At 52.9% G+C, this 24218-nt stretch carries 23 protein-coding genes; all 23 read right to left on the bottom strand.

What is annotated here, in order from left to right:
- Positions 1 to 2: 2 nt before the first annotated feature.
- Positions 3 to 965, bottom strand: a complete 963-nt coding sequence (locus CVU77_01750) for a myo-inositol 2-dehydrogenase (GenBank protein PKN02171.1) — start codon at positions 963 to 965, stop codon at positions 3 to 5.
- Positions 962 to 1942: a hypothetical protein gene (locus CVU77_01745; GenBank protein ID PKN02170.1), complete on the bottom strand. Its 981-nt coding sequence runs from the start codon at positions 1940 to 1942 to the stop codon at positions 962 to 964. Before CVU77_01745 ends, CVU77_01750 begins: the two co-directional genes overlap by 4 nt.
- A complete protein-coding gene (locus tag CVU77_01740) occupies positions 1939 to 2643 on the bottom strand; it encodes a CMP-N-acetlyneuraminic acid synthetase (protein PKN02169.1) in 705 nt (234 codons plus the stop codon). The genes CVU77_01745 and CVU77_01740 overlap by 4 nt, the downstream gene beginning before the upstream one ends.
- Positions 2644 to 2650: 7 nt before the next feature.
- Positions 2651 to 3784 carry a UDP-N-acetylglucosamine 2-epimerase (hydrolyzing) gene (gene neuC, locus CVU77_01735; GenBank protein PKN02168.1) on the bottom strand — a complete coding sequence of 378 codons (1134 nt, stop codon included), beginning with the start codon at positions 3782 to 3784 and terminating at the stop codon, positions 2651 to 2653.
- Entirely contained in the window at positions 3777 to 4811 is a 1035-nt protein-coding gene (locus CVU77_01730; GenBank protein PKN02167.1) for a polyhydroxyalkanoate biosynthesis repressor PhaR, read from the bottom strand. Before CVU77_01730 ends, neuC begins: the two co-directional genes overlap by 8 nt.
- Positions 4812 to 4815: 4 nt before the next feature.
- Entirely contained in the window at positions 4816 to 5766 is a 951-nt protein-coding gene (locus CVU77_01725) for a GDP-fucose synthetase (GenBank protein PKN02166.1), read from the bottom strand.
- The gene (locus CVU77_01720) at positions 5759 to 6475 is read right to left on the bottom strand and encodes a hypothetical protein (GenBank protein ID PKN02165.1); all 717 of its coding nucleotides are present in this window, start codon (positions 6473 to 6475) and stop codon (positions 5759 to 5761) included. Before CVU77_01720 ends, CVU77_01725 begins: the two co-directional genes overlap by 8 nt.
- Positions 6476 to 6478: 3 nt before the next feature.
- Entirely contained in the window at positions 6479 to 7414 is a 936-nt protein-coding gene (locus CVU77_01715) for an NAD-dependent dehydratase (GenBank protein ID PKN02216.1), read from the bottom strand.
- A 213-nt stretch (positions 7415 to 7627) separates the two neighbouring features.
- Positions 7628 to 8920, bottom strand: a complete 1293-nt coding sequence (locus CVU77_01710; protein ID PKN02164.1) for a UDP-glucose 6-dehydrogenase — start codon at positions 8918 to 8920, stop codon at positions 7628 to 7630.
- Between the two features lie 18 nt (positions 8921 to 8938).
- The gene (gene rfbD / locus CVU77_01705) at positions 8939 to 9838 is read right to left on the bottom strand and encodes a dTDP-4-dehydrorhamnose reductase (protein PKN02163.1); all 900 of its coding nucleotides are present in this window, start codon (positions 9836 to 9838) and stop codon (positions 8939 to 8941) included.
- Entirely contained in the window at positions 9835 to 10848 is a 1014-nt protein-coding gene (gene rfbB / locus CVU77_01700; GenBank protein PKN02162.1) for a dTDP-glucose 4,6-dehydratase, read from the bottom strand. The genes rfbD and rfbB overlap by 4 nt, the downstream gene beginning before the upstream one ends.
- Entirely contained in the window at positions 10845 to 11831 is a 987-nt protein-coding gene (locus tag CVU77_01695; GenBank protein PKN02161.1) for an LPS biosynthesis protein WbpP, read from the bottom strand. The genes rfbB and CVU77_01695 overlap by 4 nt, the downstream gene beginning before the upstream one ends.
- 28 nt (positions 11832 to 11859) lie before the next feature.
- Positions 11860 to 12921 carry a glucose-1-phosphate thymidylyltransferase gene (locus CVU77_01690; protein PKN02160.1) on the bottom strand — a complete coding sequence of 354 codons (1062 nt, stop codon included), beginning with the start codon at positions 12919 to 12921 and terminating at the stop codon, positions 11860 to 11862.
- Positions 12918 to 13871, bottom strand: a complete 954-nt coding sequence (locus CVU77_01685; protein ID PKN02159.1) for a GDP-mannose 4,6-dehydratase — start codon at positions 13869 to 13871, stop codon at positions 12918 to 12920. The genes CVU77_01690 and CVU77_01685 overlap by 4 nt, the downstream gene beginning before the upstream one ends.
- Positions 13872 to 13999: 128 nt before the next feature.
- Positions 14000 to 16024: a hypothetical protein gene (locus CVU77_01680; protein PKN02158.1), complete on the bottom strand. Its 2025-nt coding sequence runs from the start codon at positions 16022 to 16024 to the stop codon at positions 14000 to 14002.
- Positions 16021 to 17055, bottom strand: coding sequence for a hypothetical protein (locus CVU77_01675; protein PKN02157.1), 1035 nt, complete (start codon positions 17053 to 17055; stop codon positions 16021 to 16023). Before CVU77_01675 ends, CVU77_01680 begins: the two co-directional genes overlap by 4 nt.
- Entirely contained in the window at positions 16923 to 18233 is a 1311-nt protein-coding gene (locus tag CVU77_01670) for a nucleotide sugar dehydrogenase (protein PKN02156.1), read from the bottom strand. The genes CVU77_01675 and CVU77_01670 overlap by 133 nt, the downstream gene beginning before the upstream one ends.
- A gap of 1 nt (position 18234) precedes the next feature.
- On the bottom strand, positions 18235 to 19575 hold the full coding sequence (locus tag CVU77_01665) for a hypothetical protein (protein ID PKN02155.1): 1341 nt from the start codon (positions 19573 to 19575) through the stop codon (positions 18235 to 18237).
- A 6-nt stretch (positions 19576 to 19581) separates the two neighbouring features.
- Positions 19582 to 20379, bottom strand: coding sequence for an acetyl-CoA carboxylase carboxyl transferase subunit beta (locus CVU77_01660; protein PKN02154.1), 798 nt, complete (start codon positions 20377 to 20379; stop codon positions 19582 to 19584).
- Positions 20379 to 21161 carry a tryptophan synthase subunit alpha gene (trpA, locus tag CVU77_01655; GenBank protein PKN02153.1) on the bottom strand — a complete coding sequence of 261 codons (783 nt, stop codon included), beginning with the start codon at positions 21159 to 21161 and terminating at the stop codon, positions 20379 to 20381. Before trpA ends, CVU77_01660 begins: the two co-directional genes overlap by 1 nt.
- The gene (gene trpB, locus CVU77_01650; protein PKN02152.1) at positions 21158 to 22366 is read right to left on the bottom strand and encodes a tryptophan synthase subunit beta; all 1209 of its coding nucleotides are present in this window, start codon (positions 22364 to 22366) and stop codon (positions 21158 to 21160) included. Before trpB ends, trpA begins: the two co-directional genes overlap by 4 nt.
- Positions 22367 to 22374: 8 nt before the next feature.
- A complete protein-coding gene (locus CVU77_01645; GenBank protein ID PKN02151.1) occupies positions 22375 to 23028 on the bottom strand; it encodes an N-(5'-phosphoribosyl)anthranilate isomerase in 654 nt (217 codons plus the stop codon).
- 254 nt (positions 23029 to 23282) lie between these two features.
- A complete protein-coding gene (locus CVU77_01640; protein PKN02150.1) occupies positions 23283 to 24101 on the bottom strand; it encodes an indole-3-glycerol-phosphate synthase TrpC in 819 nt (272 codons plus the stop codon).
- Between the last annotated feature and the right edge of the window lie 117 nt (positions 24102 to 24218).

Raw genomic sequence — 24218 nt, 5'->3', positions numbered from 1 at the left:
GTTTATTCTCTATAATTCGACATTTTAAAGTAAATGTCCATGTCGGCGGCCTGTTCGCCCAGGTTTTTTAGCCGGATGACCGGCCCCGACATAAATTCTTCGCACTGTTTGAACAATCCCGGCTTATAAGTTTTATCAAGATGGTCGGCGATCTCGATTTTTTCCGCGGTAAAACTCCCTTTTTTCTGGACGTGGAGCTCTTCCAGTGGTTTTAATATAATCCGACGGTTTTTAGTCATAATTTCCACGCCCCATCTGCCGGGCGACGTCCAATCTGCGTGATAGGAAAAAAGCGCGCCGGTTTCGCTGACGCCGCCGCCCGCAAAGACCGCGGCCGACGGATGCCAAGTCAGCTCCTGCGAAGTGTAACAGGAAATCTCCGACGGTTTCCCGCCCAGATAAAATGCCAGATCGACCACGTGGGTGGAATTGGCCAGAAACCACTTTTTCTTGACCTCGTCGGCTTTGGCGACTTTTTCGACTATATGGCTTAACTCGGTGAACTCAAAATGAAACGACGTCGCGCCGCCGTCTTCCCGCACGATATTTTCAGCCGCCATGACGGAAGAATAAAAGCGACGGTTGTACGCCACGAACACTTCGGCCGTATGGCGGGACGCGGTATCCAGCAAGTCGCGGACTTCGACACGGCTAAGCGCGGCGGGTTTCTCAACCAGAATTCTTTTTACGCCGGAGGAAATAAGCGTTTTTGCGGCTGATGCAAGACCCTCGGCGGATACGCATACTATCGCCGTTGCGGGGATGGTTTCTCTGCCGCCCGACGCGAAGCGTTCGACGCCTCCCGTCACGGCCTCTATGCCGGTTTTGGCGGCAAACTCACCGGCCGATTTTTGTGATCTGCCTATAACTGTAAAACCGGTTTTCATGGCGGTGAGAACTTTCGCATACTCTACAGCCATCGGGCCTGCGCCGACAAGCCATATTTTCGAGTTGTCGGTTTTCATGTAATAGGACACCTTTCCATTTTTTGGCCGGCGGCGGTTTCCATATGTTCGGATAGAGCATTCAAAAGCGGCGCGTGCAACGCTGCCGAATCGCTCAAATCGCTCAAATGACAGCGCCCGGCGCTCAATATGTCACGGGCGATAACGGCGGTAAGTTCGCTTTGAAGAAGCGGCTTGCAAGGAACCGGATGCCATTGGCTGCTATCGGCGCCTCGCCGGTCGTAATATCCCCCACCGGCACTTTCGTCTATTATAAAGCGGACATTTTCGCCCACAATGCCGATTACAGGCGGGGATGCCTTCCACGCCTGAGAGCACAATATCAATTTATCTCCGTTGGCGAAAGAAACAAACAGGGTTCCGTTGACTTCTTTGAACCCCTTTCTCTTGCTCTCGACAAAGCCCTTATCCAGATGCGACGCGTCGACTTCGCATACGGCGGTTCCGCCCAGGAAAGCGGCCAAATCCATATAATGGACAGAGTTGCACGCGAGCCCCCAATTCCCTCCGACAACGGTGATAACTTTGGGGCCGTCCGCCGCCGGGTCTTTTTGAAAATCTCTGTAGAACGGATAATATCTGCGCGGGCAATTCACCCAGCTTTTAATTCCCTTCCGTTCTAAAATATCGAGGATTTCCGCAAAGTCGGAGAGTTTCTGGAAAACAACTTTTTCAAAAACTATATTTTTAACCTTTTTGGAGGTTACCAGTTCTTTCGTAATCTCGGCCCTGACATCCGCGTTTGTGGCGATTATGGCCAAATCTATTTCGTTTTCAAGTCCGGATAGATTTTTGTGAAATGAAACCCCGGAGATTTGAGGAGCGTTGCCCGCTTCTTTGAACCGTTCCGCGGCGATACGCAGCGAATCCCCGGAGGGGTCTAACACGCTTATGGCGGCGGGCATTGCCAATTTTGACAGACCTTGCAGATGCCTGCCGCCTATTTGTCCGGCGCCTATGACAACTATATGTTTCATAACTTCTTTCTTTTCATCAGATATTCGGCGAATCCAAAATCCAGAGCCGTGTCTATGTCCACGGATCTTTCTTTGGGCATAATATACGCATAACAGCGCGGGCCGAAAAAGTTTTTATGTTTTCTGATATAGCCGACGCGCGCCGCGAACAAAGCTCCGTTCAGGCGGTAATACTTCGGGAATTCCTGCCTATTGCGATTGATATACTTCTTCCTTACGAAACCCTTCATATTGCCGTCGGGCGGTAAAGTGTTTTGCCAGTAAGGGTGATGTTCGGTTTCGCATACTGATACCACGGAATCCGCGCCCTTTAAGTCCATAAGCCGCAAAGCTTTATCTATATCGCCGGTTTTTCTAAGAGGCGAGGTGGGTTGAAGAAGCACGAGGACATCGTAATTTTCACCGCGTTTCACAAGCCGGTTTAGCAAATGCAAAACTACATCTATGGATTTTGCGCGGGAAGTGGATAAGCGCGCCGGTCTTATAAAGGGCACATCGGCGCCGTGCCGCGCGGCTACGCGAGCAATTTTTTTATCGTCCGTTGAAACTATGATTCTATCCAAATATTTGCTTCGCGCCCCTTGTTCTATCGTCCAGACCAGAAGCGGTTTGCCGCCCATAACCCGTATGTTCTTGCGCGGCAGGCCTTTGCTCCCCCCTCTTGCGGGAATTATACCCAGTATTCTTTGGTTTTTATACACAGTGATATCAGTAATTATTCAGGTCGATAAAATATTTTTGCAATTCGATTTTCCAGATGCTCGCATTTTTCATTGTGGCAAGAAATTTGTCGGTGCTTTTACCCGTTCCGAAGTGATATGACGGCTTCTTTATCATCTTCTTAATTTGGCCTATGGCCTTAAGAATATCCGTTTTCGATTCGTTGATATTGATTATGGTATCGTGCTTAAATCTTCCGGTCTGACGAGTGCCCAGATTTATCGTCGGCACTCCATATATGGGGGCTTCTCTTATGCCCGCGCTGGAATTGCCTATTATGAACTCGCAATTTTTCAAGAGCGTCAAAAAGTATTCAAACCTTATGGAAGGAAATATTTTTATGCGGGGATTAGAGGCGTATAACGCCAATTCTTCTATTATTATATTGCCGCCCGGGTCGTTATTTGGATAAATGACCACATAGTTTTTAGCGGATTCACTCACTGATTGCATAACTTGTTTGAAATTATGCATTATATCGTGAATTTTCGTGACAACCGGGTGGTATATGAGGATGGAATAGTTATCGCGGAAAGGGATATCGTAATATTTTTTTACTTCGTCTATGGAAGGGAGCCCCGGCGATAACATCAAATCGACGTCCGGAGATCCTATAACAAAAATATTTTCTTTATTTTCCCCCATGCGCAATAAACGTTTACCGGCCACCTGATTGGATACAAAATGTATATGCGCCAATTTGGAGACGGAATGACGAATTGACTCGTCTATGGTGCCGGAAACCTCGCCGCCCTCTATGTGCGCGACTAAAAAATTATTCAATGCGCCGGTTATTGCTCCGGCCAGCGCTTCTACCCTGTCGCCGTGTACAATGATCATATCCGGCTTCAATAAAGTAAGATAATTGCCCAACCCGATTATTGTGTTGGAAAGTATCGTATCCAGCGTATCGTTCAAACGTTGATTTATAAAGTAGTAAATATTTTTAAAACCGCTTTTGCGAACCTCTTCGCCGGTATATCCGTATCGCGGCAACATATGCATGCCTGTGACAAACATATGAACCGCGAATTGTTTTTGCTTTTCAAGAGCTTTGGCCAGAGGTTTTATCTTTCCGAAGTCGGCCCTTGTTCCGGTCAAGAATAATATTTTTTTACTCATTTATGTCGTCCCATTTCAACTGGGCATTCTTTTCGATCTCGCGTGTCGCGCTTTTGCCGAGAATATTTTGAAAATGAAGCGCCTTAATCTCCCCCGTTCCGGGGCGCTTGACCCATATGTTCCGCGGAGTAAATACTTCCCCGGGCTTTATATCCCTTATGGCGACTACGCACGCATATGCAAAGTCGATAGTAGGCCGCTCCTCCTTCAAAATCTTTTTTTCGCCGCCCATAGCCGCATAAATCGCGCGACTGCCGCGGATAAGGTCCGATAGCTCGGGAGGAGTCAGGGATATGGGGATATCAGGACCCGGCCATGCGGCGCTTGAAGTAAAATGTTTTTCAAGGATGGCCGCCCCCAGCGCCACCGCGGCAAAACAGGTGTAATTCCCGATGGAATGGTCGCTCAAACCCACAGGGACATTCGGAAAATTGTTCTTCAGATCGAGCAGAGCGCCGAGTCGCACCTTCTCGTAGGGAGTCGGATATATAGAAGTGCAGTGCAGGAGCGCATACGGCACTTTATGCTTCCGAAGGATGTCAACACTTATGCGAATGGAATTTATGTCGTTCATCCCGGTACTTAATATCACCGGTTTCCCGAACGCGGCGATATGCTCTATTAAGGGATAATTATTGCACTCGCCTGAACCGATCTTGTAAGCGGTCACCCCCATTTTTTCAAGTCGGTCAGCCGCTGCCCTGGAAAAGGGTGTTGACAGAAACATCATACCTTTGGATTCGGTATAATTTTTCAGTTTTTTCTCTTCGGACTCCGTCAGTTTGCACCTGTCCATGATTTTCCATATGGACTCAGAGGCGTTCCCCGGGATAACATTGTTGGGGATCATTTCGTCTTCGATTATGTGGGACTGAAATTTTATACACTCGCAGCCGGCTACGGCGGCATCGTCCACCATCTGCATGGCCTTCGATAAATCGCCCTCGTGATTAATGCCCACCTCCGCAATCACAAGGGGAATTTGACCATCGCCTACAGTGCGTTTACCTATGACGAAAGAACTCATGATTTTACTTGGACGTCTTGCGGCCGGCGGCGTACCGGCATATAGTTTTTTTGAGGCCTTCTTCAAAGGCCGTTTTCGCCTTGAAACCGAACTCTTTTTCGGCCCTCGACGTATCGAGCGATCTTCGCGGCTGGCCGTCGGGTTTTGAGGCGTCCCAGGTTATTTTGCCGTTAAATCCGGCGATAGCCGCCACTTTTTCTACAAGGTCTTTTATGGTTATTTCAAAGCCCGCGCCGAGATTAACGGGTTCCGACTTGTCGTATTTTTCCGCGGCGAGGACTATTCCCTCCGCGGCGTCGTCGACGTAGAGAAACTCCCTGGTGGCTTTTCCGCTGCCCCAGACGACTATCTCTTTGTCGCCGTTTTCAATAGCGTCGAAACATTTTTTTATCAGCGCGGGAATCACGTGGCTCGACGCGGGGTCGAAGTTGTCGCCCGGGCCGTAGAGATTTACCGGCATAAGAAATATCGAGTTGAAACCGTATTGCTGACGGTAAGATTGCGACTGCACCAGAAGCATTTTTTTTGCCAGGCCGTAGGGAGCGTTGGTTTCTTCGGGGTAGCCGTTCCACAAGTCGTCCTCTTTGAACGGCACGGGCGTGAACTTGGGATAACAGCAGATAGTTCCGAGCGCGACAAATTTTTTGACGCCGCGCAGGCGCGCTTCTTCCATAAGCTGCACGCCCATCATAAGATTGTCGTAAAAAAACTCGCCGGGCTTCTCGCGGTTCGCCCCTATGCCTCCGACTTTGGCGGCAAGGTGTATCACAATATCCGGACGAGCGTCGTCGTACATTCTTCTTATATCTTCCGTTTTCGTGAGGTCGTATTTTTCTATGACGGGGACAAACACCGACTTCGCACCCCTTTCTTTCAGACGCGCCGTCAGGCGGGCGCCAAGAAAACCGGCTCCGCCGGTTACCGCGAATCTTTTTTCGGAAAAAATATCACCCACGCTCGCCTCCGGATGAATCCGACCGCTTTTTCGCGGTAATCATAAAATAAGCCGACGACAACAGCAGCCCGAGCCCAAAAGCCACATAGCCGGAGTTTTTCTTGGATATAACTTTAACGGGGGTATCGCTCACGTAGGGTTTGACCAGCATCTCGGTTTTAGAAGGAATCAGTTCGCCCACCTGATACAATGATATGGATGATATAGATGTTTTATGCATTTGTATCAATAACAACAGCATCTCTTCCCTTTTTTTCAGAGCGTTTTCGAAAAGGACGCTGTGATTCGACAGTATGGTTTCGGACAGGTATGTGACTATGAGCAACGCTTCTTCCTGCGACGAAGCTCTGGCCCCGATTCGCAACACATCGCTTTCCTCCGCGACCAGCGAAACTTTTGCCGCCAGGACATTCAAATTGTTTTGCGTGGGCTTCAGGCCTATCACCTTGGCAAGTTTGACCCAATTTTCGGTCACGTTCATTATTATTTTTGTGGTCGAGGGTTTTTCGAGCACCTTGCCGGAAAAATATCCTATGCTGATATACGCTTCGGCTTCGTATATTTTGACTTCCCGGGCAAGGCGTTGATGCACCAGTCCCGCCGCGCCGAAAGTTACCGCAATAATCAAAATATAGCCCCATTTTTTTCGCAAAGCCGCGAGTATATCGTCTATGGCAATAACATCCGTCAAACCATTTTTTTCAATCATATTTTATGCCTCCCTGTGCATATCCAAAAAGTTAATCGTTTTTTTGATGCCGACCGGCAAATCGACCTCGGGTTTCCAGCCAAGATTCTTTTTTGCCCTTGATATATCCGGACACCTGACCTTGGGATCGTCGACCGGAAGCGGCCGGCGTACTATTTTGCTGCCGGATCCGGTAAGCTTTAAAATCAGTTTCGCGAAATCATTTATGGTTCTTTCTTCGGGATTCCCCAGATTGAGGGGTTCGTGTATTCCGGACAGCAGAAGTCCGTAGATGCCCGCGACCAGATCTGAAACATAGCAAAAACTTCTGGTTTGCTTTCCGTTCCCGTATACCGTAAGAGGTTTGTTGTGAAGCGCCTGATAAATGAAGTTCGGAACCACTCTGCCGTCGGCCAGGCGCATACGCGGCCCGTAAGTGTTGAATATCCGCACTATCCTTGTATCCAGCCCGTGATAGCGGCGGTAGGCCATAGTCATAGCTTCCGCGAAACGTTTGGCCTCGTCGTAAACTCCCCTCGGGCCGATGGGATTGACGTTTCCCCAGTAGGATTCTTTCTGAGGCGACTCAAGAGGGTCGCCGTAAACTTCGGATGTGGACGCCAGCATGAACATGGCGTTTTTTTCTTTTGCCAAGCCCAGCGCTTTGTGCGTTCCCAGCGCCCCCACTTTCAGAGTCGGTATCGGATATTTAAGATAATCTATCGGGCTTGCCGGCGAGGCGAAGTGAAGAACCGCGTCTATTTTTCCGCCCACGTGAATATAGTTTGTTACGTCGTGTTTTACGAAGTTAAACTGCGGATGGCCGAATAGATGTTCTATGTTTCTAAGGGATCCGGTGATGAGGTTGTCAAGCGCGATTACGGAGTGTTTCTTCGATATAAAATAGTCGCACAGGTGGCTGCCTATAAAACCGGCGCCGCCGGTTATAAGGACTCGCATACTGCCCTTGTTCGACGGAGGAGATACCCCGATGGAGCGTTTCTTGGTATTCATTTGATAATTAAATCCGGTCTTTGAGAGCTCACAAAGCGTTTTTTGCGCGCCCGTGCGCAAAATCGCGGAATCAGACGGTAAAACCGAACAGATATTATATCATATTCGGCGCAGAACGCTTATGAATGCACTCCATCCGTCGGCCGCCGCATCCGCTTTTTATCTTCCCACTCCGGTGTAAACGAAGCCGAGTTTTTTCATTTTGGCGGGCTCGAACATATTGCGCCCGTCGAGAATTATGGGGTGTTTGAGCAGTTTCTTTATGCGAGACAAGTCCATCGCCGCGAAATCGTCCCACTCCGTCAGTATTACCAGACAGTCGCTGCCGCGGGCCGTCTCGTAAAGATTTTTACAATACTTCACATTCTTTAAAATTCCGCGGGCTTTCGGCATCGACACGGGATCGTAGGCCTTGATTTTGGCGCCTTCGGCTTGAAGTGTTTTTATTATGTCTATCGACGGGGCGAACCTCATATCGTCGGTGTTCGGCTTGAATGAGAGCCCCAGCACTCCGATGGTCTTGTCTTTGATAATCCAGAGCGCCTCCTCGATTTTTTTGACGAAAAGCGCTTTCTGCGTCTCGTTTATTGTCTTTATGGCTTTAAGCATCGGGAAATCGTAGCCGAGTTTTCCCGATATCCACATAAACGCCTCGACGTCCTTGGGAAAACAGAATCCTCCGAAGCCGATACCCGCGTTCAGGAACGACTTGCCGATTCGTCTGTCAAGCCCCATCCCCTCGGCAACCTGCTTAATGTCGGCTCCGACGCGCTCGCAGACGTTGGCCACGCCGTTGATAAAAGATATTTTCGCGGCCAGAAACGAATTGGACGCATGCTTGATGATTTCCGCGCTTTTTATGTCGGTAACCAGCATCGGAGCTTTTATGGGCGCGTAAACTTCCCTGAGTATTTTTTCGGCCCGCGCGGACCTGACTCCCACGACAATTCTGTCCGTCTTGAAAGTGTCCTTTACCGCCGAGCCCTCTCTCAAAAATTCGGGATTGGACGCAACGTCGAAGGGTATGTTTTTTTTGAGATTCCGCCGGACTGTCTCTTCCACGCGGTCTCCCGTTTCCACGGGAACGGTGGATTTATCGACGATGAGTTTATACGAAGTCATCGCTCGCGCAACGTCTCCGGCCACTTTTTCGACGAAAGACAAATCGGCGGAGCCGTCTTCCCTGGGTGGCGTGCCCACCGCTATGAATATCACCTCGGATTTTTTGACGGCGGCGGCGGTATCCGTGGTAAATGTCAGGCGTTTGCGCCTGACGTTTGCCGCCACGAGTTCTTTTAGGCCCGGCTCGTATATGGGCATTATGAATTTTTTAAGCCCGCGGATTTTCGCGGCGTCGTTGTCGACGCAGATTACGCTGTGTCCGAGTTCGGACATGCACGCTCCGGTAACAAGCCCCACATATCCGGTTCCTATCACGCATATTTTTTTCAAGGTGTTACACTCCCGTTTTTAAGTAATATTCGATGAGAGATAATCGGCCACGGCCTCGCGCCACGGCCTTAGCGGCTTGAATCCTTCGGCTGGCCACAGGCGGCTTTTCAAAGAAGAGCACGCGGGTCTGGCCGCCGGAAGTCCCAGCGCCGCCACGGATATTTTCTTGACGCGCTTAACCGGAAGTCCGAGAGTTTTGGCGACGAAAAGCGCGACTTCATATCTTGAAGCGGCGCCCTGATTGGTCAAATGGTATACGCCCGTGCGCGCCGCGCCGTATTCCGCGCTGTCTACAAGCAGGCGAATGGCCTCGGCCAGGTCGACAGTGTAAGTGGGACAGGCGCTCATATCCGACGCCGCGAAAACCTCCCGCCCGGCGTCCGCGGCGGCAGAAACATAATTTGCGCGCCGCGATCCGAAAACCCACGAAGTCCTTACGACGCAGTGCATGGCCCCCGTCGTTCGCGTCAGATATTCGCCCCAAAGCTTGGACTTGCCGTAAACGTTCACGGGCGCGGGCGGCTCCATTTCATCGTAGCCGTCGGGATTTTCGGGCGGACGCGCGCCGAAAACATAGTCCGTCGATATCGATATCAGATATGCGTCGAACCTCCGCGCCGCTTCGGCGACATTTCTGGCGCCGAGGGCGTTGATTCTGTAGGCCGCATCAGGATTGCGCTGACAATCGTCAACGCCGGTCATTGCGGCCGCGTGCACAACGACGTCGGGGTTGATGGCGGTGATTTTGGAATATACCGTCGGAAAATCGCCGATGTCGGCGGCTATGTGGAAAGCCGGATCCATTGTTTCGGGACGTTTTCGGCTCAGGCCGAAAACGTCGGCGTTATCCTTGCGGCTTATGCGGGAATATATTTCGGAACCCAGCAGTCCGGACACTCCCGTAATGAGTATTTTCATTTGTCAGAAAGTTTTCCGTACTGCTTGCGGCAGTAAGATTTGAAGTCCGCGTTCTTGAGTTTTTTCCACCACGCCGTGTTGCTCCGGTACCAGTCGACGGTTTTTTTAAGGCCCTCGGCAAAATCCGTCGACGGACGGAATCCGAGTTTCCCCGTCTTAGAGGCGTTCAGCGAATATCGGCGGTCGTGACCCGGACGGTCGCCGACTCTTTTAACGAGCGTCTCCGGCTTGCCGAGAATTTTAAGAATGTTCGAGGCCAATTTTATGTTTTCGACTTCCGAGCCGCCGCCTATGTTGTAAACCTCGCCGGCGCGTCCTTTGCGCAGGACTATCCCTATGGCGCGGCAGTTGTCCTCCACGTATATCCAGTCGCGCACGTTTTTCCCGTCGCCGTAAAGCGGCAACGGAGCGTCTTCCAGCGCGTTCGTTATGAAAAGCGGTATGACTTTTTCGGGATACTGGTACGGCCCGTAATTATTCGACGAGCGGGTTATTATTACGTTGAGGCCGTATGTCACGAAATACGAACGGCAGAGCATATCGCCCGCGGCCTTGGATGCGGCGTAAGGACTGTTGGGACTAATGGCGGAGGTCTCCCTGAATGAACCCCGGTCGATAGAGCCGTAAACCTCGTCGGTCGATATCTGAATATAACGTCCCACGGCGAATTCCTTCGCGGCTTCAAGCAGAGTGTAAGTTCCGAAAACATCGGTCTTGACAAAATCTCCGGCGCCCATTATGGAACGGTCCACGTGGGTCTCGGCGGCGAAATTTATTATCGCGTCGGGTTTGAATTTCGACACCGTCCGTCGGACGCGGGAACTCTCGCAGATGTCGGCTTTTATAAAGTCGTAGCCGCGGGCGCGTTCGACGTCGCGCAGATTGTCGGGGTTGCCCGCGTAAGTGAGTTTGTCGAAGTTGAGAATTTTATAATCGCGCCCCGACTTCAAAAGCATCCTTATGAAATTAGAACCGATAAATCCGGCGCCGCCGGTGACTATCAGTTTCATTTAGATATTCTCCTTTCGCGGGACGCCAGATACCATTTTACAGTCATTGCGATACCGCTTTCAAAGCTCACCGACGGGGAGTATCCCAGATGTTCTTTTGCGGCGCTTATGTCCGCCCGAGTTTTCCTTACGTCGCCGGCGCGGGTCGGCGCGCGTAGGACGGCGAGGCGCCGGCCGAATATTTTTTCCAGAATCTTTATCATTTCGGACAAAGAGTGCGTTTCGCCGCAGGCAACGTTGAATACCGGTCCGCTTCGGGCGACCGAGGAAGGCGCGGCAGCGGCGGCAAGGTTGGCGGCCACCACATTAGAGACGTAACTGAAATCCCTCGACTGCTTGCCGTCGCCGTGCACCTCAAGAGGAATTCCCCTCGCGGCGCTTTCTATGAACTTGGGGACAACGGCCGCGTACTTGGACTCGGGATTCTGTCGGGGCCCGAAAACGTTGAAGTATCTCAAACTGACGGTTTCCAGGCCGAAAGTTTTTGCGAATATTCTGCAATAATTTTCCGCCGCAAGTTTGCTTACGGCATAAGGAGAAAGCGGCGACGGCGTTTGCGTCTCTTTTTGCGGGAAGACGCGCGAATCGCCGTAGACCGACGACGACGAAGCGTACACCACCCGGCTGGCGCCCGCCGCGCGGGCGGCCGCCAGCAGTTCCAGCGTGCCGGCCACGTTGACGTCGTTCGTGGAGAAAGGATCGTCGACGGAACGTGGCACCGAGCGCAGCGCGGCCTGATGAAGAACCGTGTGCGCGCCTTTAAGGGCTTTCGATAGATCTTTTCTGTCCCGTATGTCGCCTTCTACGACTTCAAGCTGTCCGCGCATTTTTGAACCGCCGTCAAGGGCGAAAGCCAGATTTTCTTTGTTTCCGGTGCAGAAGTTGTCCAGCACGCGCACGCTTTGTCCGCGCCTCAGCAGTTCTTCGACGATATTCGATCCGATGAAGCCGGCGCCGCCGGTTACGAGAAATATTTTTTTCACAGCCCTGCCAACCCTTTTTTGCGGGGACTCATATAATCTCCACCCTCGACGAATCGCCGACCATAATCCTGTATGCGGCGGGTTTTTTGCGCGTGCGCGATATTTCCACGTTCTGCCCGATGAGAGAATCCTCAAGGCGTTTTACGTCGATTATGCGGGAATTCTCAAGAATTATGGAGTGTTCTATTTCGGAATTCTCGACGGTGACGTTGTAGTATATCGACGTGTAAGGCCCTACGTAGGAATTAATGACCGAAGTGTTTTCGCCTATGATGGCGGGACCGCGAATGGTGCTGTTTTTAACGGTCGCGCCTTCGGCGATTTCGACCTGTCCTTCTATTGTCGACGACGAATCGACCGAGCCGCGCAGGGATTTTTTCTTGGTGGAAAGAATTATGCGGTTGGCCTCGAGCATATCCTCAAGCTTTCCCGTATCTTTCCACCATCCGTTGATAACGTGCGGCTTTACCTCCGCGCCGGTATCTATCAGATGTTGTATCGCGTCGGTTATTTCCAGCTCTCCGCGCCCGGAAGGCCGTATGGCTTTTACGGCGTCGAATATGGCGGAGTTAAACATGTAGACACCCACGAGAGCCAGATCGCTCTTGGGTTCGGCGGGCTTTTCTTCCAGACGGACGACACGGTTGTTTTTAAGTTCGGCCACGCCGAACTGCATGGGGTTGGGCACATGCGCCAGCAGTATTTGCGCGGCGGGTTTCAAGACGGCAAATTCGGAAACCAGCGGTTTTATTCCGTCCTTGATGAGATTGTCGCCCAGATACATGACGAACGGCTCGCCGCCGATAAAGTCCTCGGCGATTTTCACGGCGTGAGCAAGACCCAGCGGCGCCTCCTGCGGAATATACGTGACGCGGGCGCCCCATTTGGAGCCGTCGCCCACGGCGGCTTCTATCTCGGCGCGGGTTTCCCCCACAATGATTCCTATGTCGGTGATTCCGCAGTCGACTATGGCCTCGATACCGTAGAAAAGAATCGGCTTGTTGGCCACGGGGACCAGTTGCTTAGCCGAAGTATGGGTGATAGGGCGCAGGCGCGTGCCTTTGCCGCCCGAAAGTATAAGCGCTTTCAAATATTGGCTCTCCAGTAGTTTAAAATATCCTCGAGGGTTTTCTCGAACGGTATCTGCGGCTGCCAGCCGGTCGCTTTCCTGAACTTTGTGTTGTCTCCGACGAGAATTTCCACATCCGACGGTCTCATCCTGGCGGCGTCGGGCCTGACTTCGACTTTGACCTTGCTCATCGATAAAAGCGTGTCCAGAACTTTTTTTATTTTCCAGTCATTGCCGGAACATATATTGTACACTTCTCCGAATTCGCATTTTTCAAGCGCCGCGAAATATCCGCGCACCATGTCGCGGGCGTCGGTATAGTCGCGCCGCGCGTCGAGATTGCCTACGAAAACCACGGGTTCCTGGCTGCCTTTTTCGATGAGAGCAATCTGTTTGGCGAAGTTGCTTTCCACAAAAACGTCTCCGCGGCGCGGGCCGGTGTGGTTAAAACCTCTCGTGCGCACGACCTTTGTGCCGTAGGAGCGGTTATACTGGTATCCGAGCATATCCTGAGCCACCTTGGAAACGCCGTAGGGAGACAGCGGTCTCAGAGGGTTCGTTTCTTTGATAGGCGTCTCGTCCGGATACACCATTCCATATTCTTCCGACGAGCAAGCTATCTGTACGCGGGCGTCGATCCGCAGTTTTCTGAGGGCCTCAAAAATATTCAGCTGCGATATGATATTGGTTGTTATGGTTTCCTGCGGAGCGTGCCACGACGTGGGCACGAATGACTGCGCCGCCAGATGAAATATTAAATCCGGCCTGACCGTCTCGACGGCCTTTTCCACCGACGTCATATCCCTCAGGTCGCATTCGATAATTTTGAGTTTATCTTTTACGTGCTTGATATTTACGTCGCTGGAACGCCATCTGGCGACCCCGAAGACCTCGCAATCTTTTCTGGAAAGAAGATAGTCGGCCATGTGACTTCCGACGAAACCGGTAATGCCCGTGATAAGCGCTTTCATAAATTTCTCCCTGACGTATGTTCTGCGCGGTCATTTTGTCGTCGACGCGCGGACCGCAAATTCTACATTTTTTGAAAGATGAAACCAAAAAACCACGCCGCCCGGGGCGACTGTTTTTGAGGCGGACGCTACTTGCGCCAGGGGTAAACTTCCTTTTCTATCTCAAGCCGCCGGACGGCGGAAATCTCCCCCATTTTCATGGAGAGCTTAAAGAAAAATTCGTCGACAGGGTCGCGCAGCAGGGATTCCCGCCGGCGGTACAGCAGCCACAAGTTCCAGCAGTGAAGGTCGTAATTGAGCTTAATCTGGCGGGAAAGAGGCATAAACTTTTCATCCTCCAGATTGCCTATCAATTGTAATGTAACCGCGATACTTTTGCCTATTGGTACGCTCAATTCCGCGCCGATGCCAAAAGTATTCGTGGATGTGGCATTGTGATAGATATTCATGGACGCGGTTTCTCCGTACGACCAGACGGCCAGAGCGTTCCGGTACTCTTTTGTGGCCCAATCGTGATTTACGTTGAGAAAAAACGAATGCTTGCCGCCGGAGATATTTATTTCGTTTGAAAGCTGCTTGGGGGTTTCTCTTAAAAAATCAAACCCGCCCGATATTTTCCAGAACAAACCGGACACGGGGAAAGTATAAAGCGCGGTAGTGAAGTCATTTCGCCCGATGCCATCTTTGTCGACGATAAACGTGTCCGGCAGGAATCTTTGGGTATAACCGTAGTTCAAGTCCAGAAAAGCCGCGCGCAGCCAATACCAGCGCATACCCGAACCGGCGTAATAACTGCCGGAAAGAATGTAAGTGTTCGACGACTGTTCGGTGTACGCCTCGTTGATTCCGAAGACCGGCGACAGCACCATGGAATTGCCGATTTTTTTTTGCGATGCGGCGGAAGCGTTCGCCGACAATATCGACAAATACGGCGCCTCGTGCCCGATGGAAAGTTTCTGATAGCCCAAAGTATACTGCGGGTAGAAACCTAAAATCCGTTCCATTCTGTAGCGTGTGTACGTGACGGACGGCGCTTCGGTGCGGGCGTTAAGATAGCTCACCGTTTCGGGATCGTACACCTGTCTTCTTTGCACTCCGATATTCAGGTACGACACCGTCGACTGACGGGCGAAAAACAGGTTCGAGTTGACCTCCCGCTGCACGGGATTCCACGCCTCGGTGAAATACGATTCGTTGAACGACTCGTCGCTGGAGTATTTTATTTCGGAGCGCGCCGACCAATCTTCGGATATACTCTGCCACATATACGCCTGCGCCGACCACCTGTCGACACCCGTGGTTTCTTCCCTTATTTTGTAAGCGTACACGGCCGACTTGTGTTTTTTGGAGAAGGAGTGGGCGGAATCAACGCCGAAACCGTTGCCGCGTTTACCGTAATAATCCGCCAAAAACACCGTCCGGGCATGATCGCTGTAATTGTAAGATGTGCGCGTTTTGGCGTCGAATCCGTCCTTGTTGTTGTATCCGGGTTCAACGGCCACGTTCAGAGGGCCGTCGCCCAGAGAATGCCACCAGTACGGCAGCCAGAAAACAGGCACGGAGCCGACGAAAAAGAAAGCGTTGGTCGTGCTCACGAAACGTCGCGGGACTATGGTAAGGCGCGTCGAGTGGATGCGGTAGTGCGGCTTAGTCAGGGTGCAATTGGTGTAAGTCGCGCCGGAGCCATACAATTTTAAGCCGCTGCGTTTGAGCCGGCGGGCGGTAAATGTCCACGACCCCGCGAATCCTCTGGCGTCGGACATCAAACCTGTTTCGTCGGAAGAGCCGAAACTTCCCGTGGAGAAAAAAATCGCCGCGCCTTCACGGGTGAGTTTGGCGTTTCCGCCGGCGTATATCAGATTTCTGTCTATGAATACCTCGGCCTCGTCGGATTCCAGCTTTGTGCCGCCTTGCATTATCACGACGTTGCCGCTCGCCCGGGCGATATGCCCCTCGGTGTCGTACTCTACGATATCGGCCGATATTTCTACGGGATGATTGCTTTCGGCCGCGGCAGCGACGGCCCGCGCGGCGGAAGATTTTTTTACGTCGGCTGACGGCGCCGCCAAACAGCGCGCCGCCGAAAGAAGAATAAATGCCGCCGGTAGAATTATTTTTGTTGCCGATGATGGGCGAAAGACAGAAAATTTCATTTTTTGGAAGGAGCGGAGGCGATAAGCGCCGCGCCTGCGGCGCCCAGAATATCGTCGTGGCCGGTGACCATTATCCGAACGCTTCGCGCGGGATGTTTAAACGCCCTTTTTCTCATCTCGGCGACGGCCGCAGGAAGAAAAAAATCAGCCGCGCGCGAAACGGCTCCGGCTATTATTACGGCCGACGGATTCAGCGCGTCGACTATGTCGGCCAGAAGCACGCCGAGTATTTCGCCCGTCCGCCGCCAGGTTTCAAGCGCGGCGCGGTCGCCTTCGGCCGCAAGCGCCGCTACCGTCATGGGCGTGACGTTCTTTGCGGAACCGGATTTCCGTCGTCGGGAAATCTCCAGGAATCTTGCGACTATCGCGTCGCGGCCCAGATATCGCTCGAAGCATCCGCTGTTGCCGCAGGAGCATTTTACGCCGTCGGGTTTATAGGTCATGTGGCCGATTTCTCCGGCGGAACCCGTCGCGCCGCGCAGAAGTTTGCCCCCCGCGATTATTCCTCCGCCCACGCCCGTGCCCATAGTGACGCAAACAATGTCGGAATAGCGCTTAGCGCCGTCGAGCATCCATGCCCCCATGGCCGCGGCGTTGGCGTCGTTCTCGACGACAACCGGTTTCCCCAGTATTTTGCGGGCTATGGTTCCTATGTGTACGTTTTTCCATCCGAGGTTAGGGCTGAATCGGACGATTCCCAGCGCGGTGTCAATGTCCCCCGCAACGGCTACGCCGACGCGCGCGTAAGCGGAAGTCATGCCTGCGGAATTTTTGACGGCTCTGAATATTGCGGCGGGGTCCGCGTTAAAATCCACCGAAGGCAGACGGATGATTTTGCCGCCGGCGCCGAGCAATCCGGATTTGATGCGCGTTCCGCCCACATCTATGCCGAGGGTTTTCAAGCCTGCACCACCTTGGAACCCCAGCGTTTGCGGTTTTTGACGAGATTTCTGGAATCCACGACGAGCCGCGAATGCCTCGCGATGAAGTCCCCGTCGTAAACCGTGTGGTCGGTCAGCACAATCACGCAGTCGTAGCGCCCAAGAGCGGCCGCGCTCAGTTTGACGGATTTTTTCACGAACGAATACTTTCTCATCCTGGGGGTTTTTGGAGCGTAGGGATCGTTGTAATCCACGCGGGCTTTCTTTTCTTCCAGGAGTTCCATCACTTTGAACGACGGAGATTCGCGCACGTCGTCTATGTCTTTTTTATACGCAAGGCCCAAAATGAGTATTTTGGCTCCGGCGATTGATTTGCCTTGAGCGTTCAGCGCCTCTATTGTTTTTCCGACGACGTAATCCGGCATCTTCGTGTTTATTTCCCCGGCCAGTTCGATAAAGCGGGTGGCGAAACCGTATTCGCGCGCCTTCCATGTCAGATAAAACGGATCTATGGGGATGCAATGTCCGCCCAGCCCCGGCCCCGGATAGAACGCCTGAAATCCGAACGGCTTTGTGGCCGCCGCTTTTATGACTTCCCAAACGTCGACGTCCATTTTGTCGAAGAGCATCTTAAGCTCGTTAACGAGCGCGATATTCACCGCGCGATAGATATTTTCGAGCAGTTTGGCCGCTTCGGCGGCTTTCGTCGACGAAACAGGCACGGTCGTCTCCACAATGCTGTCGTAGAGCGCCTTGGCGGCTTTCAGGCAGGCGGCGGTGTATCCGCCCACTACTTTGGGAATCGTCCGTGTCGTGAAATTTTTATTATTGGGATCTTCCCGCTCCGGCGAGAAAGCCAGATGAAAATCTTTGCCGGCTTTAAGACCGGTTTTTTCAAGAATCGATCTCATATCCTCGTCGGTGGTGCCGGGATATGTGGTTGATTCAAGCACTACAAGCTGGCCGCGTTTGAGATATTTTGCCACGGCCGTCGTTGTATCGAGAACATACGAGAGATCGGGCTCGTGATGAGCGCCAAGCGGAGTGGGAACGCATATTACTATCGCGTCGGCGGCTTTGAGCGCGGCAAAATCGACCGTGGGATGGAAGCGTCCGAGCGCCCTCCATTTTTTTACGATCGACGAATCAAAATGCTTTATGTAGCTTTTGCCCGCTTTAAGCATACGAATTTTTTCAACGTCAATGTCCAAACCCGTCACGTTGAATCCCGCGGACAAAAATTCTCTGACCAGAGGCAGCCCCACGTAACCAAGACCGATTACGGCCACCTTCGCCTTTCCGCTTTTGATTTTCTCGACGATGTTCATTTTACGTCCTCCGGTTTCCCACGATTATGGCGAGCGCTTCGCCCGCGAGCCGCAAAGATCCGGCGATGACTATGTTCGCCGGCGTTTTCTTGCGCAAAAATTGTTTAAGTCCGCCGGGGCCGGAGATTATCCGCGCCGGAGTTTTTAATATTTTTTTGAAAACGGCCGATATCTCGTCGGCGCCGAGAGCTCTGGGGCCGTCGAGCGCGCGGACGGCCACGGAATCCGCGGCGCGGGCTATCGATCCGGCCATCGCGCGATGGTTTTTGCCGCGAAGCGCCCCGAAAACGAACACGCTTTTTTTTGAGGCGAACGGGGATTTAAGATAATCCGCCGTGAAACGCCGCATGGCGTCTTCGTTATGCGCTCCGTCGACGATAATCGTGTTGCCGCCGAATTTTCTGACGTCGAAGCGGCCGGGCCATCGGGCGAGAGAGAGTCCTTTTCTTACGGCGGCTTCGTCCACTCCGCGAAAAACGCGGGAAGTTTCAAGAGCCGCCTTGACGGCCACCGCGGCGTTGCCGATCTGATAAGACCCCATCAGACCTATTTCCAGCCGCGGAATCACCGACGCTTTCTGACGGTAATCGAACGCCTGCCGCATCCGGCGCCAGTCCGTCGAGACGGCGGACGGCTTAAAATCCCGTCCTTCCGCATAAATCGGACAGCCGGCGCGACGGGCCGCCGCAAAAGCCATTGCCGCAAGGCGCGGATTAAGACGTCCGACGACAAGCGGTACGCCGCGTTTTATTATGCCCAAATCCTCGGCTATCATTGCTTCCGTGCGCGGTCCGAATAAATCCACGTGATCTACGGAAACTCCGGTTATGACCGTCACGGCTTTGTCGCCGAAAACGTTGGTGGCGTCGTAGGCGCCGCCGACGCCTACCTCCATAACCGCCGCCTGCGCGCCGCAATCCGCAAAGTGCGCCGCGGCCAGCGCGGTCATCGTCTCAAAAAATGTCAGGCCGGATTTCTCTATGCTCGCGCGGAAACGTCCGTAGAGTTCAAAAAGCCGACCGCGCCCGACGGGTTTACCGTCGAAAACTATTCTTTCTTCCGCGCGGATAAGATGCGGGGATGTATAAAGTCCGGTCTTTACGCCGGCGGCGCGCAGTATCGAGTCAAGATAAGCCGCCGCGCTTCCTTTGCCGTTGGTGCCGGCTATGTGGATTATCTTAAACGCCCGCGGGTTCAACCCCGCGAGATTTATAAAACTCCGAATTCTTTCGAGCCCCGGCTTGATGAGCGTGTATTCCCGTTGCGCCCAGTTGTCAAACAGGTTCGCCGGCGCCTTCCGCGCACGATTCCGTCCGTATGCTGCTACAACGCGGCGGGCCATCGGATTTCAGGCCGCGCCCAGAATGTCAAGGATTTTTGAGACGGTGCTTTTAAGATTTTTCCTTTCGCAGACGATATCGACCATCCCGTGTTCTTCGAGAAATTCCGCTTTCTGAAAATCGTCGGGCAATTTTTGCTTAATGGTTTCCTCTATAACGCGCGGTCCCGCGAAACAAATCAGCGCGCCGCGCTCGGCGATGTTTACGTCGCCCAGCATGGCGTAAGATGCGCTCACGCCGCCGGTGGTGGGATCCGTCAGCACGGATATGAAAGGCACGCCCGCTTCGTCGAGTTTGGATATCGCCGCCGAAGTTTTGGCCATTTGCATCAGCGAAATTATGCCCTCCTGCATTCGCGCTCCGCCGGACGACGATACAACTATCAGCGGTTTTGCCGACTTTGCGGCCGCTTCAGCCGCCACTGTAACCGCCTCGCCGACGGCCGAGCCCATGCTTCCGCCCATAACTTCAAAATCCATGGCGGCTATAACGACTTCGTTTTTTCCCACAAGCGCCGTCCCCGCCAGCACGGCATCGCCCGCGGGCAGTTTAGAGAGCTTTTCGGCGTAGCCGGGGAACTTCAGAGGATCGGCGCTCCGGTGCCCGGTAATCGTTTCCTTGAAACTATTTTCCTCCGCGAGCATGGCTATTCTCTGACGGGAGTTCAGGCGGAAATATCCTCCGCATTTCGGGCAGACACGGAAATTTTCGGTGAGTTCTTTCTCGTAAATTATTTCGTCGCAAAAGCGGCACTTTTTCCAGAGATTTATGCTTTCCGGCTTGTTTTTTTCTTCTGTGCGCGGCATTAGCGTGACCTCTTTTTTTTGATGGCTTTTTTGCAGGCGGCGACAAAATCGCCCACGGCCTCCGGCGCGCGCCGCGCGGGAGTATTTTCAATAATCTCCATTACGGCGGAACCTATAATCACTCCGTCCGCGAATTCCGCAAGGGCCGCCGCGCGGGCGGGCGAAGAAACCCCGAAGCCCGCCAGCACAGGTTTGCCGGCGGACAGCGCGCGAAGTTTTTCAAGAAACTTTGCCGGCGGACGCGGAGCTGTCTCCCGTCGGGCGCCGGTCACTCCGAAAAGCGATACGGCATAGACGAAGCCGCTTGACGAGGCGGCGATTTTTTTGAGACGGGCGGCGGGCGTATTGGGAGCCGCAAGATACACGATTTTTTCGGGCAGCGGCAGACCCTTGCGTCTCATAGATGCGGCGGAATCCGGCGTGAGGTCGGGTATGATGAATCCGGACACATCCGCGCTTATCGTGTCGGTATCGAGCCGTTTTGCGCCGTAAGCCGTCAGAGGATTAAGATAACTCATCAGATAAACGTCCGCTCCGGCATTTTTAAGTTTGCGCGCAATCGAGAATGTTTTTGAAAGGTCGATTCCCCTCTCAAGCGCCTTTTGCGACGCGCGCTGAATGGTTTTTCCGTCGGCGGTTGGGTCGGAAAACGGAACGCCCAGTTCGATTATATCGGCTCCGGCGGATATTGCGGCGCGGGCAATCTCAACGGACGCGGATACAGTCGGCAGTCCGGCCGTGATGTAAATCGCAAGTTTTTTCTCGGAAGATTTTTTAATCATTTTTCAATTCCGGCCACTATGTCCAAATCCTTGTCGCCGCGACCCGACAGACACAAAATTACCGAGTCGCCTTTTTTGGTGCGCGGCATAAGTTCGTCGAGATAACCCAGCGCGTGCGACGGCTCCAGCGCCGGGATTATTCCCTCCGCGCGCGACAGCAGATGAAAACCCGCCAAAGCCCGTCTGTCGTCGACGGCCGCGTAGCGGGCCCGTCCCGTGTCCTTGTAGAAAGAATGTTCCGGTCCTACGCCCGGATAGTCCAGCCCCGCCGAAACGGAGTGTGTTTGGGATATCTGACCTGATTTATTCTGCAGCACATAGGAACGCGCGCCGTGCAGAATCCCGGGCGAACCTTTTGAAAGTGTGGCCGCGTGCATTCCCGATGAAAGTCCCCGACCGGCCGCCTCCACGCCGATAAAAGCCACGCCGGTGTCGCGGTAGAAAGACCGGAAAAGACCTATGGCGTTTGATCCGCCGCCGACGCAGGCCACAAGATGGCTCGGGAGTTTGCCTTCGGCTTTGAGGATTTGTTTTCGCGCTTCCGTTCCTATCACCGACTGAAAATACGCAACCATCGACGGATAGGGATGCGGCCCCACGACGGAACCTATCGCATAAAAAGTATCGGCGGGACGCGCCGTCCAGTCGCGCATGGCTTCGTTAATGGCGTCCTTCAAAGTCATCGAACCGGAGTTGACGGGAACGACTTTTGCCCCCAAAAGACGCATGCGTTCCACGTTGGGCGCCTGCCTGGCCACGTCCTTGGAACCCATATATACTTCGCATTCCAGGCCGAAAAGCGCGGCGGCGGTTGCCGTGGCCACGCCGTGTTGTCCGGCTCCCGTCTCGGCGATGATTCTTCTTTTTCCGAGGGTGAGAGCCAGAAGCGTCTGAGCGACGGTATTGTTTATTTTGTGCGAGCCGGTGTGCAGCAAATCTTCTCTTTTAAGATAAAGACGCGCGCGGTTCCACCGTCGGGTAAGATTGGACGCGCAGTAGAGCGGCGTGGGTCGTCCCGCGAAGTTTTTCAGCAGGTCTGCCAGGCGCGCGCGGAATTTGCCGTCGCGGGAAAGGATTTTGAAACCTTTTGTGATTTCATCAAGGGGCGCGATGAGCGTTTCGGGCGCGAACCTGCCGCCGAAATCCCCCCAGAAACCGTCGGACGGGAAAATTTTATAATCGTGTTTTTGTCTGCGTTTAACCATAAAGTCGATCAGAGTTTTTTGGCCGTTCTTATGAAGGACATCATTTTATCGTAGTCCTTTCTTCTGGGCAGACGCTCCAGGCCGCTTGAGACGTCGACTGCGTAAGGATGACCCGATTTTTCCACGGCCTCGGCCAGGTTCGTCGGATTAAGACCTCCGGCCAGAAATATTTTAGCGCCGGTTTTTACCGCCTCCGCCGCTATTGCCCAATCAAAGGTTTCCCCCGTTCCGCCGGGAAAATCTCCCGACGGCGGAGCGTCGAGCAATATGTAATCCGCGACGGACATATACTCTTTTAACCTCTCGATTACGGATCCGTCGGCCGCGGCGAAGGCCTTGATGACGGCCGCGCCGGTTAAGGCGGCCGCGAGCGATTCTTTCAGCGCGGCGCAGTATTCGACGGATTCGTTTCCGTGCAGTTGAACAGCCGCCAGGCCGCATTTTTTCGAGATTTTAAGCACATTCTCCGGCGGAGCGTCGACAAATACTCCGACGGCGGAAACTATGCCGCGCACGGCGTCGGCTATTTTTTTTGCGGTGGCCGCCGAAACATTGCGGGGGCTCGGCTCGTGAAACACCATGCCGACATAATCGTAGCCCATTGAGGCCGCCATTTTAGCGTCGTCGAGATTTGTGATGCCGCATATTTTTACTTTCAGCATATTGAGACCGTTGAAAAATCCTTGTTATGTCATTCCCGTCCCGCTTGTCATTCCGTGCTTGACACGGAATCCAGCGGGATAAACTCCAGCGGGAATCCAGAATTTAAGGTTATAGTAGATTCCCGATAAAAACATTCGGGAATGACATTTTGGGTAGATTCCCGCTAAAAACATTCGTGGTAGGCATTCGGGAATGACAAAATGGTCAAAAAATAGATTTTTCAACAATCTCATATTACGTTTCCTTATTTTTCCTATACGCCCGCCGCCGATATTATCTCCGACAACTTGCGCCCCGGCTCCGGATGTTTCATAAGAGCCGAACCTATTAAAAATGCCATCTGACCGCCGCCCCGCGCGGATTTTAGCCGGATGATATCTTCGGCTGATTTTATAGCGCTTTCGGCCACGGCCGTAACCGTCGAGGGTATTTTCTTTAAGAGTTTTTCGGTGGCGGCAGCGTCGATTTCAAAAGTGTCGAGATTCCTGCTGTTGACTCCTACGGCGCAGTCGACGCCGGAAGACAGAACCGCGTCGAGCTCTTTTTCGTCGTGTGTTTCGGCAAGAACGGACATTTTAAGCGACCTCGCCGTTTCGGCCAAACGCCGGAATTCATCGTCGGAAAGAATTTTTTTGATGAGCAGAACCGCGTCGGCGCCGAAGTGCCGCGCTTCAAAAATCTGATAAATATCGACGATAAAATCCTTCCTGAGCAGAGGCGTCGATGGAGCGCCCTCGCGGGCGTCGATGAGATTATAGATGTCCCCGCCGAAATACTTTTCTTCGGTTACCACGGATATGGCGGCCGCTCCCGCGACGGCGTATTGCGCGGCGATCTGCTTAGTGTCGCAAAGCGGACGTATTGAGCCGGCGGACGGGCTGGATTTTTTGATTTCGGCGATTACGCGGGTTCCCGTTTTTTTCAATGAAGCGGCAAAATCAAGAGGCGGTTTTAACGCGGCCGAATACGCGGCAGCTTCCATCCCGACGGGGCTTACGCGGCTTTTTGAGCGCTCAATGCGTTCGCGCTGAGTGTTGACTATTGTATTCAAAAATGAAGTCATAAGAGGCATATTTTATGTTTTGTCATTGCGAGGCAATCTCGTCGTTAAATCCTATAATGTTCCGTTTGTAGGGGCGAAAGATTTTTCGCCCCTACATGATTTGGGCAGGGTTACATTTTAGATGAT

The organism is Elusimicrobia bacterium HGW-Elusimicrobia-1, from assembly GCA_002841695.1.
Classification (GTDB): Bacteria; Elusimicrobiota; Endomicrobiia; order PHAN01; family PHAN01; genus PHAN01.
The sequence above is the reverse complement of the archived record's forward strand: the minus strand, read 5'-3'. Positions and strand labels throughout refer to the sequence as shown.